Source organism: Flavobacterium sp. XN-5, assembly GCF_008033395.2.
GTDB lineage: Bacteria > Bacteroidota > Bacteroidia > Flavobacteriales > Flavobacteriaceae > Flavobacterium > Flavobacterium hiemivividum.
Genome location: NZ_VOGZ02000004.1, coordinates 73,421 through 88,802 on the forward strand (window position 1 = coordinate 73,421; position 15,382 = coordinate 88,802).

At 33.4% G+C, this 15,382-nt stretch carries 17 protein-coding genes, 1 tRNA gene and 1 pseudogene; 13 read left to right on the forward strand and 6 right to left on the reverse strand.

Annotated elements, in window-relative coordinates; all coding sequences use genetic code 11:
- Positions 1 to 26: 26 nt before the first annotated feature.
- On the reverse strand, positions 27 to 1,145 hold the full coding sequence (locus FQU23_RS08875) for a vWA domain-containing protein (RefSeq protein ID WP_147673568.1): 1,119 nt from the start codon (positions 1,143 to 1,145) through the stop codon (positions 27 to 29).
- A 145-nt stretch (positions 1,146 to 1,290) separates the two neighbouring features.
- On the opposite strand from FQU23_RS08875, the gene FQU23_RS08880 reads away from it, so the two are divergent.
- Positions 1,291 to 2,526 carry an ATP-binding cassette domain-containing protein gene (locus FQU23_RS08880; protein ID WP_147673569.1) on the forward strand — a complete coding sequence of 412 codons (1,236 nt, stop codon included), beginning with the start codon at positions 1,291 to 1,293 and terminating at the stop codon, positions 2,524 to 2,526.
- 145 nt (positions 2,527 to 2,671) lie between these two features.
- Here FQU23_RS08880 and FQU23_RS08885 read toward each other — a convergent pair whose 3' ends face one another.
- Genes FQU23_RS08885 through FQU23_RS08895 form a run of 3 tightly spaced genes read right to left on the reverse strand, consistent with a single transcriptional unit; the run spans position 2,672 to position 3,451 of the window.
- Positions 2,672 to 3,046, reverse strand: coding sequence for a YchJ family protein (locus FQU23_RS08885; protein ID WP_147673570.1), 375 nt, complete (start codon positions 3,044 to 3,046; stop codon positions 2,672 to 2,674).
- A gap of 10 nt (positions 3,047 to 3,056) precedes the next feature.
- The gene (locus FQU23_RS08890) at positions 3,057 to 3,287 is read right to left on the reverse strand and encodes a hypothetical protein (RefSeq protein WP_147673571.1); all 231 of its coding nucleotides are present in this window, start codon (positions 3,285 to 3,287) and stop codon (positions 3,057 to 3,059) included.
- Positions 3,288 to 3,298: 11 nt separating this feature from the next.
- The gene (locus FQU23_RS08895; RefSeq protein ID WP_165425749.1) at positions 3,299 to 3,451 is read right to left on the reverse strand and encodes a hypothetical protein; all 153 of its coding nucleotides are present in this window, start codon (positions 3,449 to 3,451) and stop codon (positions 3,299 to 3,301) included.
- 391 nt (positions 3,452 to 3,842) lie between these two features.
- On the opposite strand from FQU23_RS08895, the gene FQU23_RS08900 reads away from it, so the two are divergent.
- The gene (locus FQU23_RS08900) at positions 3,843 to 6,683 is read left to right on the forward strand and encodes a PAS domain S-box protein (RefSeq protein WP_147673572.1); all 2,841 of its coding nucleotides are present in this window, start codon (positions 3,843 to 3,845) and stop codon (positions 6,681 to 6,683) included.
- Complete coding sequence (locus tag FQU23_RS08905) at positions 6,680 to 7,075, forward strand: response regulator (RefSeq protein ID WP_147673573.1); 396 nt, start codon at positions 6,680 to 6,682, stop codon at positions 7,073 to 7,075. The genes FQU23_RS08900 and FQU23_RS08905 overlap by 4 nt, the downstream gene beginning before the upstream one ends.
- A gap of 29 nt (positions 7,076 to 7,104) precedes the next feature.
- Here FQU23_RS08905 and FQU23_RS08910 read toward each other — a convergent pair whose 3' ends face one another.
- Positions 7,105 to 7,650 carry a hypothetical protein gene (locus FQU23_RS08910; protein ID WP_147673574.1) on the reverse strand — a complete coding sequence of 182 codons (546 nt, stop codon included), beginning with the start codon at positions 7,648 to 7,650 and terminating at the stop codon, positions 7,105 to 7,107.
- A gap of 93 nt (positions 7,651 to 7,743) precedes the next feature.
- Here FQU23_RS08910 and FQU23_RS08915 point away from each other — a divergent pair, with 93 nt between their 5' ends.
- The 7 genes and pseudogenes from FQU23_RS08915 (at position 7,744) to FQU23_RS08945 (ending at position 12,441) form a co-directional block, all read left to right on the forward strand.
- Complete coding sequence (locus FQU23_RS08915; protein WP_132112565.1) at positions 7,744 to 7,992, forward strand: hypothetical protein; 249 nt, start codon at positions 7,744 to 7,746, stop codon at positions 7,990 to 7,992.
- Between the two features lie 175 nt (positions 7,993 to 8,167).
- Entirely contained in the window at positions 8,168 to 8,608 is a 441-nt protein-coding gene (locus FQU23_RS08920; RefSeq protein ID WP_147673575.1) for a KTSC domain-containing protein, read from the forward strand.
- Positions 8,609 to 8,790: 182 nt separating this feature from the next.
- The gene (locus FQU23_RS08925) at positions 8,791 to 9,024 is read left to right on the forward strand and encodes a hypothetical protein (protein WP_147673576.1); all 234 of its coding nucleotides are present in this window, start codon (positions 8,791 to 8,793) and stop codon (positions 9,022 to 9,024) included.
- Positions 9,025 to 9,401: 377 nt separating this feature from the next.
- Positions 9,402 to 10,178, forward strand: coding sequence for a DUF4369 domain-containing protein (locus FQU23_RS08930; protein ID WP_132112571.1), 777 nt, complete (start codon positions 9,402 to 9,404; stop codon positions 10,176 to 10,178).
- Between the two features lie 18 nt (positions 10,179 to 10,196).
- Positions 10,197 to 10,583 (forward strand): annotated as a pseudogene (locus FQU23_RS08935) (peroxiredoxin family protein); the annotation flags it as partial.
- Between the two features lie 174 nt (positions 10,584 to 10,757).
- Positions 10,758 to 10,841: transfer RNA gene (locus FQU23_RS08940), tRNA-Tyr, on the forward strand.
- Positions 10,842 to 11,130: 289 nt separating this feature from the next.
- Complete coding sequence (locus tag FQU23_RS08945) at positions 11,131 to 12,441, forward strand: site-specific integrase (RefSeq protein ID WP_113637343.1); 1,311 nt, start codon at positions 11,131 to 11,133, stop codon at positions 12,439 to 12,441.
- Positions 12,442 to 12,789: 348 nt separating this feature from the next.
- Here the strand turns inward: FQU23_RS08945 and FQU23_RS08950 are convergent, their stop codons facing one another.
- Positions 12,790 to 13,068 carry a DNA-binding protein gene (locus FQU23_RS08950; protein WP_113637347.1) on the reverse strand — a complete coding sequence of 93 codons (279 nt, stop codon included), beginning with the start codon at positions 13,066 to 13,068 and terminating at the stop codon, positions 12,790 to 12,792.
- A gap of 563 nt (positions 13,069 to 13,631) precedes the next feature.
- Between FQU23_RS08950 and FQU23_RS08955 the strand changes: the two genes are divergently transcribed.
- Genes FQU23_RS08955 through FQU23_RS16200 form a run of 3 tightly spaced genes read left to right on the forward strand, consistent with a single transcriptional unit; the run spans position 13,632 to position 15,333 of the window.
- Positions 13,632 to 14,195, forward strand: a complete 564-nt coding sequence (locus FQU23_RS08955; protein WP_225872934.1) for a helix-turn-helix domain-containing protein — start codon at positions 13,632 to 13,634, stop codon at positions 14,193 to 14,195.
- Positions 14,192 to 15,055: a tyrosine-type recombinase/integrase gene (locus FQU23_RS08960; RefSeq protein ID WP_245181094.1), complete on the forward strand. Its 864-nt coding sequence runs from the start codon at positions 14,192 to 14,194 to the stop codon at positions 15,053 to 15,055. The genes FQU23_RS08955 and FQU23_RS08960 overlap by 4 nt, the downstream gene beginning before the upstream one ends.
- Before the next feature lie 8 nt (positions 15,056 to 15,063).
- A complete protein-coding gene (locus tag FQU23_RS16200) occupies positions 15,064 to 15,333 on the forward strand; it encodes a tyrosine-type recombinase/integrase (RefSeq protein ID WP_317165194.1) in 270 nt (89 codons plus the stop codon).
- Positions 15,334 to 15,382 lie beyond the last annotated feature (49 nt).

The following is a 15,382-nucleotide window of genomic DNA, read 5'->3' on the forward strand; positions in this document are numbered from 1 at the left end:
GAACACTAAAAACTGTACACTGAACACTACTTAATTCTCTTCTTGCGATTAGCTTCATAGTCTTCAAAAATCATTTCGCCAAGTCCTTTCAATCCAGTATAAAAGGCTTTCCCTTGATTAGCTTCCGTAAACTTATTGACAAATTTTTGCAAATACGGATCGTTTGCAATCATGAACGTGGTTATAGGAATATGAAGTTTTCGGGCTTGTTGTGCCTGACTGTAGCATTTATCGACAATATATTCGTCTAGACCATTACTGTTCATATAATAGCTGCCGTCTTTTTCGCGAACACAACTCGGTTTACCGTCTGTGATCATGAAAATTTGTTTGTTGGTGTTACGCTTTCTTCGAAGTAAGTCCATAGCTAGCTGCAATCCCGCAACAGTATTGGTATGAAAAGGTCCCACTTTTAAATAAGGCAAATCTTTAATGGAAATTGTCCACGCATCATTTCCAAAAACCAATATATCTAAAGTGTCTTTTGGGTATCTTGTAGTAATCAACTCTGCTAGGGCCATAGCTACTTTTTTGGCAGGTGTGATTCGGTCTTCCCCATACAAAATCATACTGTGGCTGATGTCGATCATCAGTACGGTGCTCATCTGGGATTTGTATTGGGTATCTTCGACAACCAAGTCATTCTCGGTGAGCATAAAATCTTCCACTCCGTTATTGATTTGCGCATTGCGTAAACTCTCGGTGAGCGAAATTCGTTCCAGGCCGTCTCCAAAGTGAAACTCCCGGAATTCCCCTGTATGCTCATCTCCACTTCCGGAATGTTTTGTTTTGTGATTTCCGTTTCCAGAGCGTTTCAAGTTCCCAAAAATCTGGTCTAAAGCCTGCTGCCTTATCGCGCGTTCAGTTTTGGCAGTAATTCCAATGCCTGAGGTTCCATCGTCCTTAAGCTCGTCTTTGATGTACCCTTTTTTCTTTAAATCTTCAATAAAATCATCGATGGTATAATGTTCATCGGTAAGTTTATATTCTTTGTCTAGTTCCCGCAACCAGTCAATTGCTTCGTCAAAATCGCCTGAAGTATGTGTGATCAATTCCTTGAAAATTCCAAAGAGTTTATCAAACGGAGACTGATTTGGCGCCTCATATTGCTTGAAGTAGAAACCTTTTTTAGTAACATTTTCCATAGAGTTTAAAATTACATCATTTTAAAACAGTGACTTGGCAAACGATTATTAATTTTTAGTTAAAATAGAGTTTGTTGACACATTCCGTCACAATCAGTTTGCCCTAAAATAAATAAGTTTAATTTTACCGTTTTAAAAATTAAAAATGGAACAATTAGAACATTGGGGAATCTTTTTATCCAATCAGGTCGATAAAAATGCGTTTATCGAAACCCTACTTTCTGGAACATCTAGTTCAGATTTAAGTACGTTTAACACTAAAAAAGGAATCCTTTTTTCGGACATTGCTATAGACAATTTTATTAAAAAGGAATACCAATATGACGCTGTAGAAACCGCACTTGAAACCACAAGAAAATTAAGTACTTATTCCTCGGGCGAGCGTAAGAAAGTGTTCTTGAATTATTGTATCAATCAAAAACCTGATTTTATTATTGTTGACAATCCCTTAGACCATTTAGATCAGAACTCAAGAAATACGATTAGGATCACACTAGAGGAATTAGCTCAAAAAACACAATTGATTCTATTAGTAAACCGTCAAAGTGATTTTCCTTCTTTCCTTCTAAAAAAAGCGCACATCAAAGACAATTCATTTGTTCTAGACGAAATAAACCCAGCGCTTAGTGAGCAGAATTTATTTAAAGCAAATCAAATCCCAGCCCCTCTTAACCCCGTACTTTTAGCTGAAGAAGTTCTCATAAAAATGAAGAATCTTTGTGTAAGCTACAATGAAAAACCTATTTTAAAAGATATAAATTGGACCATTAAAAAAGGAGATTTCTGGCATTTACTAGGGCCTAATGGTTCTGGAAAAAGTACTTTATTGTCCTTAATAACTGGCGACAATACAAAGGGTTACGGACAGGATTTATGTCTTTTTGGGATAAAAAAAGGTAGTGGAGAAAATATCTGGGATATAAAAAAAAATATTGGCTATTTTTCGACGGCTATGACAGAGTTATTTCACAAAAATGACAGCCTCGAAAATATGATTCTATCGGGTTTTTTTGACTCGATTGGACTGTACACCCAACCTACGGATTTACAAAAAAATATAGTTACGCAATGGCTTGATCTAATCCATTTAAGCTCCCTTAAAAACAAACCTTTTAAAACGCTTTCACTTGGCCAGCAAAGACTTGCTCTTATTGTGCGTGCCGTCATAAAACATCCGCCTTTATTGATTTTAGACGAGGCTGTAGAGGGCTTAGATGATGAAAATGTTGCTATGGTAGCACAGCTCATCACCCTTTTATCACAACAACCAAATATGGCTATTTTATACGTTTCTCATAGAATTGAACCCAACATTATTCCTAATGCCATTTACGAATTAACACCTAATGAAAACGGTTCTCGAGGTAAAATTAGAATCTAAATTACAACTATTTTTTTGGGCGTGACGAGCGTGCTTTACGCTCTCAATCTCTATTGTCTCGTTTTAACAACGAGAGAAATAGAGGATTTCCGCTGCAATCACTTACGCAATATGTAGATGCGAAATCGACGATCCTATAATAGAACTAATAAAACTCACCGTCCACATAAAACCAAGATCCGTCTTCTAATTTAAAGACAGAATGTTCATAATGTATTTGTGCCATTAGTTCATCATCAAGATAAAATGCTTTAAAGGTAACCGTATTTTTAGTACAGTCTAAAACAGACAATTTAATCCACTGGTTACTTTTAGCCCATTCTAGAATATCCTCTTTTTTATGGTGTTTTCTGGTCGAAAAGTGAGTTGTCGTCACCAAATAATCTGCTTTGTGGGTAGCAAATGCTGAATAGCGAGAGCGCATTAAAGCTTCTGCGGTGGGCGCTTTCTTAACTCCATCGAGGTAAGGTTTACAACAATTAGCAAAATCTTGTTGCGAACCACAGTAACATTTTATCATTTTAATTAAATTACAATTGTCCGTTTAACGCAATAATTCGTTGTTGCAATTGATTTAATAAAACTTGGTATTTACTAATTTCAATCAAATCTTCATCCTCATCTGAAAAGTCAAGAAAATCGTCTAATTGATCGCTTACTTCGATTAATTTATTATTCGCTTCTTTTGCATTTTTGGCTGCAATCAAATCGATTATTTCTTGCACATTTGCTTTTAATTCGATGAATTTTTCGTTTTCCATTATTTCTTTAATTATATAGTATCAGAATTTTTAGTGTCGTGGAATTTTTTTACAATTTGTTTTAATTTTTCCTTTCGAAGAATTTCTGCATTTTTAATCCTGTCCTGCGCTTTGTGCAACTTATCGTTGTGCTTTTTAATATTTTTTTCATTATTCCTGCTCATAATTCCTGTTTTTAATCCGTTCTTAAAATCCCACATTCCTTCCTTCTTCTTATCTTTAATTGGTTGATCCTAAAAAAAAAAAAGATATAATATAAAATCGTGGATTCTTGTAGTACAAAATTCTGATGCAAAGTTCGACATTTTAATTTAAACAAATAGTACAACCCATGCGTTAAATAGGGCTTAAAAACGACAAACTCTCCGTCATAAAAAAGAAAAAACGCCATGCATTTGTCTATTTTTCGCCACTTCTCCTTTTTTAATCTGCTATTGAACAAGAATTTAATTAATTTGACACTTTAATATATTTTTTAAAATTATCGGGATATTTTATTATAATAACTATATTTGGGAACATTAAAAAAAACCCACAATCGATCATATAGATTAAATGACATCTAAAAATTATAGATTAAAATTCTTCAGGTGGCTTATAGCAAAACCAAAGACTGCCGGTCTTTTCACTTTCCTGTTACTAAGTACTATTGTAGGTTTCATTGGCTTTCAACAATATAAAATAGCTAAAGATGACCATCAACTTGCAATGAGAAATACGCTTCATGTAATTCACCAAAACATTGAGCAATCACTTAAAAGCTCTTATACCTCTACCCTTACCCTAGCGCTTACTATAAATGATCAAGGAATTCCTGAAGATTTTGACACTATAAGTAAGAAGTTATTGCACTCAAATCTCCCTCTATCTGCCATAGAATTAGTCCCGCAAGGAGTAATCAAATATGTCTATCCAATGAAAGGCAATGAGGCTGCAATAGGACTAAATATTTTAGAGACGCCATACCTTAAAGAAGAAGCCTTACAATCAATCGAAAACCAAAAAATGTACTTTGCTGGCCCTATCGATTTAAAGCAAGGAGGTACGGGAATTGTGGGACGACTACCTGTTTTTCTGCGTGGTAATTTTTGGGGTTTTTCAGCAGTAATTATCAAACTAGAAGATCTATTGAAGTCTTCAGTAGCTTATGTGGACCTTTCTAAATATTACTTTCAATTTTCAAAAGTAGATCCTATTACCAATAAGGAAGTCTATTTTCTTCCAATAGAAAATAATTTCTCAAATAATTACAGTGTTTCTTTGGTTATACCAGATGGCAATTGGAAATTAGAACTCACCGCTAAAAAGCAACACTACCTAAGTGCAGCAATTTTAATCCCTACCCTTCTTGGTTTATTTTTGGCGGGATTATTTGGGTTTTTGATAACACTAATTCTAAAAAAACCGGCCGAGCTTCAACTTTTAATCAATCAACAGGCTGAAAAGCTATTAAAAAGTGAAATTAAATTTAAAACAATTTTTGATCACGCGGCAGTTGGTATTACAAATGTAGACGCAATAACAGGAAAATTTATTGAAGTTAACAGTCAGTTTTGCAAACTTGTGGGTTATACTAAAAAGGAATTAAAGGAGAAAACGTATCACTCTATTACACATCCTGATGATTTACTTAATGATGCCAATATTAATTTCCAAGTTAAACAAGGTTTAGTTCGGGATCCTTCGATAGAAAAAAGATACCTCACAAAAGAAGGAAATATTATTTGGGTGAATTTATCAGTTTCTCCACTTTGGAACAATAATGAAAATCCCACCAGTAATATTGCTGTTACACAGGATATAACCCTTCGAAAAGAAGCCGAAGAATTAACTAAAAAAACTGAAATACGTTTTAAAAGCCTTTTTGAAGACTCTCCGTTACCTTTATGGGAAGAAGACTTTTCTGAAGTAAAAAAACAACTCCACTTTTTAGGACTAATGGCCGAAAGTGAAGAAAAAGTTACTGCTTATTTTCGACAAAATCCTAATGAAGTTGAAAAATGTATTACTCTAGTTAAAGTAATTAATGTCAATCAGGAATGTCTACGATTTAACAATGTAGACACTAAAACAGCTTTATTTACAAACTTAAATACTTTTATAAATGAGGAGTCGATAGAAACATTTATTCATCAACTTGTAGCTATTACTCAGGGAAAAAAGAATTTAAATCTGGAAGCTATAATTAGAAATAGCGAAGGCCTTTCTCGTAATATCAATTTAAGGTGGAATATCATTTCTGGTTATGAAGACACTTTAGAAAGAGTTATCGTTTCTACAGAGGATATTACAGAACGAAAAAATACCGAAAAGAAGATTATTGATTCACAAAAACAAATCGAGTCTCTAATCAATACGATCGATGGAATTGTTTGGGAAAGTGATATAATAAACTTTTCTTTTTCTTTTATAAGTAAAAAAGTAGAGGGGATATTGGGTTATACACCACAAGAATGGCTCGCAAGTGAAACATTTTGGGTAGATCATATTTATCCAGAAGATAGGGAATCGACAGTTAAATACTGTGCTTCGCAAACAAGTCAAAACTTAGACCACGATTTTGAATATAGAATGGTTTCCAAAGATGAAAGAATTGTTTGGCTAAGGGACATTGTATCTATCGTTTATGAAGATGATAAAGCTATAGGTTTACGTGGTGTTATGATTGACATTACCAAAAATAAAGAGTCAGAAGAAGATTTGAATAATTCCTTCAACCTAGTTACGGAGCAAAATAAAAGACTTCTAAATTTCTCCTATATTGTGTCGCATAATTTAAGGTCTCACACCAGTAATATCACATCAATTATATCATTAATTGAGATGTCTGACTCTGAGGAAGAAAAAAATGATTTACTATTGCTAATAAAATCAGTATCTAATTCATTAAACGAAACCATGCTACATCTCAATGAGGTTATAAATATTAGAAACAACATTGGCTTAGTATCTGAATCTGTAAACTTAAATCAATACATAGAAGCCGCACAAAATGTACTTTCAGAACAAATAACAGCAAAGAAAGCAACCATTCTAACCCAAATTCCAAGCGATGTAGTGGTCAATTATAATCCTGCGTATTTAGAGAGCGTATTATATAACATCTTATCAAACTCAATTAGGTACAGCCACCCAGACCGTTTACCTATTATTAATATTAAATGGCTAATTGAAGACGAAATGAACGTTTTACAAATCTCAGATAACGGAATTGGAATAGATCTTGTAAAAAATGCCGATAAAATTTTTGGAATGTATAAGACATTCAGCAATAATCCTGAATCAAAAGGAATAGGTTTATTCATTACAAAAAATCAAATTGACGCAATGAACGGGGCTATTACAGTAAATAGTATACCAAACGAAGGAACTACATTTAAAATCTACATTCGATGAAAAAGAAAAAAATATGGGTCATCGATGATGATGTAATTTACCAAATAATCGTAACTAAAATTATCCAAAAGACGAATCTATTCTCGACTATTTCATCTTTTTATGATGGAAAAAACGGAATTGAGGCTCTGGCAGACACCATTGCAAATAAGGAATCTCTTCCAGATATTATACTATTAGACATCAACATGCCCGTTATGGATGGCTGGGGGTTCATGGAAGAAATGGCAAAACTAGAAGCATTAAAAAACAAAACAATTACGGTCTATATTGCAAGCTCTTCTATTGCCTATGAAGACAAGTTGAAGTCCAAATCATATCCTACGATTTTAGGCTATTTATCTAAACCTATTTCTATAAATGATATCGAATTGTTAGCATCTAATGATTAAAATACCAGCAAGAAATTAAGTGACAGCAATCAAATAAGCGCTCTCTTGATTTCTTCTAAAGTTTTATTTGTAAAAATTAATTCCTCTATAATTTCCTTTCTCAAAAGATCCAAATCCTCATATTCAAAATACTTAGCCCAAGAAGTCAAATTGAGAAGGTTTCTTATCTGCTTAATTTTTTTTGTGGTCTCAAAGCTGGTACGAAGAATTGCGTTTCCATTATAATCTGGATTATTTTTATGCTGATAATTAACAGTGTTTTTCGAATAATTCATTTCTAAATAGTACAATTCCTCCTCCGCATTATCAGGATAAAAGTGAGTCCAAGGAGCAAAACCTAATTTGGTTTTCGATTCAGACTCAGGTTCCATAGCTTCTAATCTCCATTTACTGTTAGCTAATCTTCCCCAATGATTTGACAACCGATACATACCTTCTTTCGTATAGTAATAACTACTTCCTGACTTGCTTTCATATTGTACTTTTAGTTCTTCTAGACTACTTAATGTTACCTCTTGAAAAACACAAAAAGTATTTTTGAAAGATTTAGGACTGGGGCGAAATATTTTTTCCATCGAACAAAGGTACTCAGAAACTCTAAAATGCAACAGAGGGAACTAATATTTGATTAACTTTGCAAATTAGAATTTTATAAAAGTAAATTGATCATGACAAAGTCTTCACAAGAAAAAATGTTACAAAAAGGAGTTTATACCGGAATAATGGAAAAAGATGAAAACAACAATTTTTTTTGTGGTGAATATCTTTTAGATTATAAAATGGCAATTTCTAATCATAAGTTAGGCGATTATATCACCATTAAATCTATCATAGAAAACCCAAGTGACATAAGCTACAACAAGTACCCAAAGAAGTCAAAGAACTTCGATAAAGCAAACAACAAACCGCAACAATAATATTGTATAAGCGTTTCTTTTTGACGAAATAAAAATCAGAGAACACTCTTTTTCGGGAATATTTTTTAGTCACAAACTAAAAAATTAAAAAAAAGTGTACCTTTGCAAAAAATTTGTCGGTTTTGAAACCAAATTATATTGATTTTATATTAAAAGACAAGTAGTTACCATATTTATGAAAAAAATAGTTGAATACCGCAAACTGCTAAATGTAGAAAAAACTGCAGAGCTTAAAGATTTAAAAACGATCTACCGTAATTCTATGAAAGAATGTCATCCTGATAAATTTCAAGGTGATGAGGCTGGATTAAAAGCAGCTGAAGAAAAAAGCAAACAAGTAATTGAAGCGTACCACTTCTTGGTAAGTATCAATCCAGAAACTACAAAGTTGAACTTACCTGAATACACAGAAACAATTTCAACTGCAACAATTACAGATTACAAATTCGTTGAAGGTAGATTAATTATCAATTTTTCAAACGGTAGCGTTTATGAGTACATTAGTGTACCTAAAGCCACTTATGTTAAAATGGTAAACGCATCTTCTCCTGGAAGATTTGCAAAAAGACATATTCTTAATTCTTTTACTTGGAGAAAAACATTGAACCAAGACTAGATTAAACAAAAATAAGCAATACTAAAGCACCCTTCACGGGTGCTTTTTTTATATCTCATTTTTATAACTAGAGAGTAACGACACTACTCTTTTAAAATACTTTTAAAACAAACCTGTGGATTTAGTATAATTGACTTGTTTTTCCTACTTTAGCCCCCCAAACCAAACTAAACCATATCACAATGACCAATCCCTGTAGTAAATACGAATTGCAATATAAAAAAGCTAAAGAAACTCTGGCTATTTTAAAAGTAAATCAAGCAGAAATTGACTTAAAACTAAAAACCGACTCCATTAGTGCTGACTTACATAAAAAACTCAGAACAGTCAATCTCGAGATAAAAATTACTTTGAATGAATTAGAACAAGCTGAAGACGATATACAGCAATGTGAATTACAATTTAAATTAACTTAAAAACAATCGACATTCTAAATCTAGAACTTAAAAACACCTTCTCACTAAGAATCAAAGAAGAAGTGTTTCAACATATCCAGAATTTCATCAAATAAGAACGTCTTAGTCATTTAATATATTCACAACCAAATATTTATGCGCAACTCATTAAGTATACACGACTAAAGCAAAAAACATCACCCTACCTTATAATTAAATACCTAAAAACCTCGTTCCCAAACTTCACGGTTTTATTCCTTATTTTAACAATTATATACTGTTATTTGTCAAAATGAGTACTAAAAAAATAACAAAAATTTAGGCATAAAAATGAATTGTACTTTGATAATTTTAAATACTTTTGCACACTTAACTTAATTAACTAATTAAAATAAATAATGAAAAAAATAATTTTATTACTTTCTGTTGCTGTTGTTTTATTTTCTTGCAACAAAGTTGGAAAAGACGAATTCCTTATCACTGGTACTGCAACTGGTATTGAAAATGGTAAAACTATAATCTTAGAATCTCAAGACCCTACCACTGGAGCAATTATTGCTTTAGACACTGTAAAAGTAGAAAACGGTAAATTTGAAATCAAAGGAAAAGTAACTGAACCAGCTTTCCATACTATTCAATTAGAATCAGTAGCAGGACAAGCTCCATACGGTAAAGTTCCTTTTATCTTAGAGAACGGAGAAATCAAAATCGCTATTGATAAAGACAGTATCCAGAAATCTAAAGTTTCAGGTACATATAGTAATGAGGAGTACGTTAAATTTAACGAGGAGATTAAAGTAGTTCAAAAGAAACTAATGGATTTCCAAACTCAAAACATGCAAGCAATGAATACAGCACAACAAGCACAAGATACTGCTGTAATCAATAAATTGATGCAAGGTTACTCAGCAATCCAAGAAGAAGTAGGTGCTGCTACTAAAGCAAAATACACCACTTATGCTGAATCACACCCAAAATCATATATTAGTGTATTAATTGTACAAGGAATGGCTAACGATCCAAGTGCTGACATTAAAAAAACTGAAACAATTTTCAACAGCCTTGATGAATCTTTAAAAAACACTAAAGCTGGAAAATCAGTTAAAACAAGACTTACTGAGATAAATTCTCCTGCTGTTGGTGCATCTGCTGCTCCAGTTGGAGACGCTAAATGAACTTCCAATTTTTCTGCTCCTAACCCTGAGGGGAAAATTATTTCTCTAAAAGAAAGTTTAGGAAAAGTAACAATTGTAGATTTCTGGGCATCATGGTGTGGTCCATGTCGAAAAGAAAACCCAAATGTTGTTGCGATCTATAAAGAGTTACACTCAAAAGGTCTTAACATAATTGGTGTTTCATTAGACAAAGACGCTGCTAAATGGAAAGAAGCTATCGCTAAAGATAAATTAACCTGGCCACAGGTTTCTAATCTAAAATTCTGGGACGAGCCAATTGCAGCTCAATACGGAGTGCAAGCAATTCCTGCAACTTTTATACTTGACGCTTCGGGTAAAGTCGTTGCAAGAGATTTAAGAGGTGCTGAACTTAGAGCAAAAATCATCGAACTTTTGGCCAAATAATCGGTTTAGAAGTCCAAAATAAAAAAATCTCCCTAGTGGAGATTTTTTTATTTTATTCAATACCAACACGTTAAAAATAATACTAAAATTAAGTGTAAAATTAGTTTGTAGAAACGAAAACTGTTTCTATATTTGCACCGCTAACAACAGCCAACTGTTGTACTCAAAGGCTTCGGGGAGATACTCAAGCGGCCAACGAGGGCAGACTGTAAATCTGCTGTGTAAACTTCGCAGGTTCGAATCCTGCTCTCCCCACCAAAAGGGTAAAAGAAGCAAAAAGGCAACTTTTTCAATCTTTTCAAAAACCCGCAAAAAACGTGGTAAAACCTGCAAATCCAAGGATTCGCAGGTTTTTTTATTTTAAAGCACTTTTCAATATTTATAAAAACGCTCAAAGTTTCTATGGCAAAATCGTGGCACATTACCGTGTTCACAAAATGTGCCACAGAATACCACTTAAACACTAGTAAATACAGAGGTTAACGAGGTTAACGACTTGTTTTTTTGATGCTATAATTCTACATTTATTAATCTAAAAAGTTGAATTATGTTAGAGAGCAGCTTTGGGTTGGTTTTCTTTTTGAAAATCCCCCGCAATGAAAGTAAAATTAGAACAGTTTATCTTAGAATAACTGTAGATGGAATCCCTAAGGAAACATCCACCAAACGAAAATGGGACAGCGCCCGCTGGGACCAGAAAACCGAAAGGGCTATCGGCACCAAAGAAGATGCGAGATCCCTTAACTTTTTTCTGGATTCACTGATTTTAAAAATCAATGAATACAAGACCGACATCATGTACAGCGGAAAACCAATAACTTCCCAAAAGATCATGGATTACATATTAGGAAACGTTACTCCAAGGGTTAAAGTACTGGAAGAATTTCAAAAACATAATGATGAAATGACTGCCTTACTGGGAAAAGGATATGCTAAAGGAACTCTTGATCGTTTTACTATTACGATAAATCATTTAAGGTCATTTATTAGATTTAAATTTAATGCTGATGATATTGAATTTACAGATCTAAATCTTGAATTTATTAAGGACTTTGAGTTTTACCTGAGAACAGTTCGAAATTGCAGCAACAATACCACGCTTAAATACATTGCTAATTTCAAAAAAATTGTCATTCGTGCAATCGATAAGGAAGTCATCCTAAAAGACCCTTTTAAAAACTTTAAAAGCCGAAAAACCAAAATAGTTAAGAAACCTCTTTCCACACAAGAACTGTATGAATTGGAACGGCATTATTTTACCACAGAAAGACTTAATGTTGTCAGAGATGTATTTGTATTCCAATGTTACACGGGATTGGCTTATATCGACGCATATCAATTAAAAAAAACCGATATCAAAGATGGTATTGACGGGAATTCTTGGATAATGTCTGAAAGACAAAAAACGGGTTCTCCTACCAATGTCCCACTATTGCCTCAAGCACTCAAAATAATTAAAAAATATAAAGAACACCCTCTGTGCTTACAGCGTGGCACAGTTTTACCAGTTTCTTCCAACCAGAAAATGAACGAGTATCTTAAAGAGATTGCGACTCTATGCGGTTTTCCCTTCACATTAAATACACATATGGCACGTCGAACCTTTGGAAGTACAGTTACATTAAACAATAATGTCCCCATTAATGTAGTTAAAGAAATGCTAGGCCATGCGTCTGTTAAACAGACGGAAGCCTATGCCATTACAGAACAGGCAACCATTGGACGCGAAATGTCACTGCTCAATAAAAGACTGTCTAAAACGTCCTTTAAGATGTCCAAAGTAGATCTGGCTGTACTTTCAAGATTAGAAAAAGATATAAAAACAATTAAGGAAAAATACAATATACCCTCATCTTAATTCATATTTGGAAAAAAAATAAATAGTAAAACAAAGAGGTTATCTCACTAGTTATGAGATAACCTTTTTTCATGTAATTCAACTTCACTCCTATAGTCTGGATGGTATGAGGGGCTGTACTTGAAATATCCAAAATCTTGAAGCTGTTTAAAGTATTTATGGTATGTTGGCAGTGTATTTATGTGCGACAATGCCATTATTTTACTACGACTAACTTTGATTCTCTGCCATTGTCTCTGCCTGTAACCTAAATTTAGAATTGCCGCTAAAATGGCCAGATGCCAAACATTAAGCCTTGGATCGTCCATACAAATGGATAAATAGTTCATGATTTGGTCTTCACTTGGTTTATTTGTCTGATTCATCATTAAAAAGTTTCTGAAGATCTTCTTTATTGTAATAATACGAGCCCAGAACTTTTTTAAATCGGACTTTCTGTGTCACTCTGAGATTCTGCACTGAACCTGCAGAGATATCCAGCAGCTTTTTGACAGCCTTACTTTTGAGCCATTCTGGCTGTACTAATTCCGTTTGCGTAGGAGTGGTCTCTTGAACTATAATGCGCATTTTATCTAATAATTGCAGACCAAACTGCCTTAAATCTTCTTTTGTTATAATTTCTTCCATAACATTTTTTTAAAAATTTGACTGTTGCATATTTTCATTTACCAAAAAATAAATTCTGCTTTTTTGATTTCTTTTTTTTAATCGGTACAACTACTAAATTATTAGAATGATACAGAAATAATCAATCTTCGGCTTTAAAAGGAGATTCTTGGCTATGATTGTCTGTTCATCAACTCTTGGCAATTAATCTATAGTAAAGGCTACTTCAAAAATACTTTCAAAAACGAGCCTTAAGCAAACGAATCATCCTCGGGTTGAAGAAAACCTTCAGCGATAGTATTTTGTAATTTTTGCCGAGAGTTTTTTTGCAATTTTCTGTATTGGAAAATAGGTTTCACAAAACATCACAAAATAAAACAAAGAATCCCAGTTAAAATGTCATAAAACGGCATTTTAACTGGGATTCTTCTTTCTGTTTATTTAGCTTTATTTGCAGATAGTTTGTTCCTTTTTGTACCATTATTGTACCACGAAAATAATTTTCCTTGTTGGATTTTTTTTTGGCGAAATTATGACACACAGAGAGACACATAGACACAATGGGACACAAAATTAGTCACATTATGAGTTCTAACATTGAGGTTATCAGAATTTGTGAGCACTGCAAAAAACAGTTCACAGCCAGAACAACGCGCACACGGTATTGTTCGCACATTTGCAACAGCCGTGGTTATAAATCACTGGTACGCAAAGGAAAAGTAGAAAAAAGCAATAACGAGATCGTTCAGCTTTTAAACACAGATTTGGAAAAAATAAAGCCTCTTGAGTTTTTAAAAATTACTCAGGCAACCCTTCTTTTTGGAATCAGCAGAAGTACGCTTTACAGGTTAGTTAACAATGGACAGCTGGACATTGCAAAGTTTGGCAAACGAACTGTTATCCGCAGATGCGATCTTGAAGCTTTTTTTGCAATTCCTATACAGGATGTGACCTTGAAAACTGGACAGCAATTTCCTGGTTTTGACAATTGCTATACTATAACGGAAATTCAACAGAAGTATAATATTTCTTCAGGAGCGCTCTATCTATTGATTCAACGGCAGGGTATAGTAAAATATTCCGTTGGAAAATTCACCTGTGTATCCAAACAGGATATTGATATAATTTTTAATGCTGCGGGAAGATGAAAAATATAAATGTTACGCTAAGAAAAAGGATGCTGCCAAGTGGTAAGATTACACTATATCTTGATTTTTTCCCTCCGGTTTACAATCCTAAGACTCATAAACTTTACCGTAGGGAGTATTTAAGTTTATACCTCGTTCCTAAACCAAAAAATAATGTTGACAAGACTATGAATTCTGAGAATCTCTATAAAGCTGAAATTATCTGTGCAAATAGGTTTAATGAAGTAAATAAGTCACAGATCTACAATCCTTTTGAGTTAGAGCAACTTCGTCTTAAAGAGATTGGCGAAAAATCATTTCTGCAGTATCTCAAGCTTGTTGCAGAGCATAAAACGGGTAATAACGGTGATATCTGGACTTATGCCATTATCCACTTTGAAAATTTTCTTAAAAATGAGGATTTACTGATACAGGATATCGATGTGACTGTTATAGAAGATTTTAGGGAGTATCTCTTAAAGGCAAAATGTATCAGGAAAAAGGGTAAGTTTTTAGCTCAGAATACAGCTTTAACTTATTTCAATAAGATCAAAGCTACTCTTCGAAAAGCTTACAAAAAAGGATTACTTCAAACGGATGTTAATGCTGCGGTTGAAAGCATAAAGGAACAAGAGTCTCAAAGGAATTTTCTAACCATGGAAGAAGCTGTAAGGCTATTTAAAACACCTTGCAAAAAGGAAATTGTCAAACGTGTCAGTCTTTTTTCTCTGCTTACAGGCATGCGCTATTCCGATATATCAAAACTTACATGGGAAGAAGTACAATACAGTAAAAGTGAAGGATATTACATAAGATTTAAGCAGCAAAAAACTGATAGACCAGTAACCTTCCTATATCCCCCGAAGCATTCGAGTTTTTAGGCGAAAAAGTGGATCAATATAAGAGAGTCTTTTATGATTTAAAAAAATGGGATGTTGATCGGTTGCTGCCTATATGGGTTAACGACGCATCAATTGAGAAACATATTACATTTCACTGCTTTCGTCATACGTATGCAACATTGCAGATGGCAGCAGGTACCGACATTTTTACGGTTTCGAAAATGCTGGGGCACAAAAATATAAAGACCACTCAGATATATACAAAAATCATCGACGAGAAAAAAAGAGCAACAACTAATAAAATTTCATTTAAATAAGATTTTTTAATACTGGTTCAAAAAGGAAAAATGAATTCTAGATTTTTGC

Bases quoted from the DNA above. Each gene is read 5' to 3' on its own strand.
- FQU23_RS08875 (WP_147673568.1), bottom strand. From the start codon at position 1,145: ATGGAAAATGTTACTAAAAAAGGTTTCTACTTCAAGCAATATGAGGCG.
- FQU23_RS08880 (WP_147673569.1), top strand. From the start codon at position 1,291: ATGGAACAATTAGAACATTGGGGAATCTTTTTATCCAATCAGGTCGAT.
- FQU23_RS08885 (WP_147673570.1), bottom strand. From the start codon at position 3,046: ATGATAAAATGTTACTGTGGTTCGCAACAAGATTTTGCTAATTGTTGT.
- FQU23_RS08890 (WP_147673571.1), bottom strand. From the start codon at position 3,287: ATGGAAAACGAAAAATTCATCGAATTAAAAGCAAATGTGCAAGAAATA.
- FQU23_RS08895 (WP_165425749.1), bottom strand. From the start codon at position 3,451: ATGAGCAGGAATAATGAAAAAAATATTAAAAAGCACAACGATAAGTTG.
- FQU23_RS08900 (WP_147673572.1), top strand. From the start codon at position 3,843: ATGACATCTAAAAATTATAGATTAAAATTCTTCAGGTGGCTTATAGCA.
- FQU23_RS08905 (WP_147673573.1), top strand. From the start codon at position 6,680: ATGAAAAAGAAAAAAATATGGGTCATCGATGATGATGTAATTTACCAA.
- FQU23_RS08910 (WP_147673574.1), bottom strand. From the start codon at position 7,650: ATGGAAAAAATATTTCGCCCCAGTCCTAAATCTTTCAAAAATACTTTT.
- FQU23_RS08915 (WP_132112565.1), top strand. From the start codon at position 7,744: ATGACAAAGTCTTCACAAGAAAAAATGTTACAAAAAGGAGTTTATACC.
- FQU23_RS08920 (WP_147673575.1), top strand. From the start codon at position 8,168: ATGAAAAAAATAGTTGAATACCGCAAACTGCTAAATGTAGAAAAAACT.
- FQU23_RS08925 (WP_147673576.1), top strand. From the start codon at position 8,791: ATGACCAATCCCTGTAGTAAATACGAATTGCAATATAAAAAAGCTAAA.
- FQU23_RS08930 (WP_132112571.1), top strand. From the start codon at position 9,402: ATGAAAAAAATAATTTTATTACTTTCTGTTGCTGTTGTTTTATTTTCT.
- FQU23_RS08945 (WP_113637343.1), top strand. From the start codon at position 11,131: ATGTTAGAGAGCAGCTTTGGGTTGGTTTTCTTTTTGAAAATCCCCCGC.
- FQU23_RS08950 (WP_113637347.1), bottom strand. From the start codon at position 13,068: ATGGAAGAAATTATAACAAAAGAAGATTTAAGGCAGTTTGGTCTGCAA.
- FQU23_RS08955 (WP_225872934.1), top strand. From the start codon at position 13,632: ATGAGTTCTAACATTGAGGTTATCAGAATTTGTGAGCACTGCAAAAAA.
- FQU23_RS08960 (WP_245181094.1), top strand. From the start codon at position 14,192: ATGAAAAATATAAATGTTACGCTAAGAAAAAGGATGCTGCCAAGTGGT.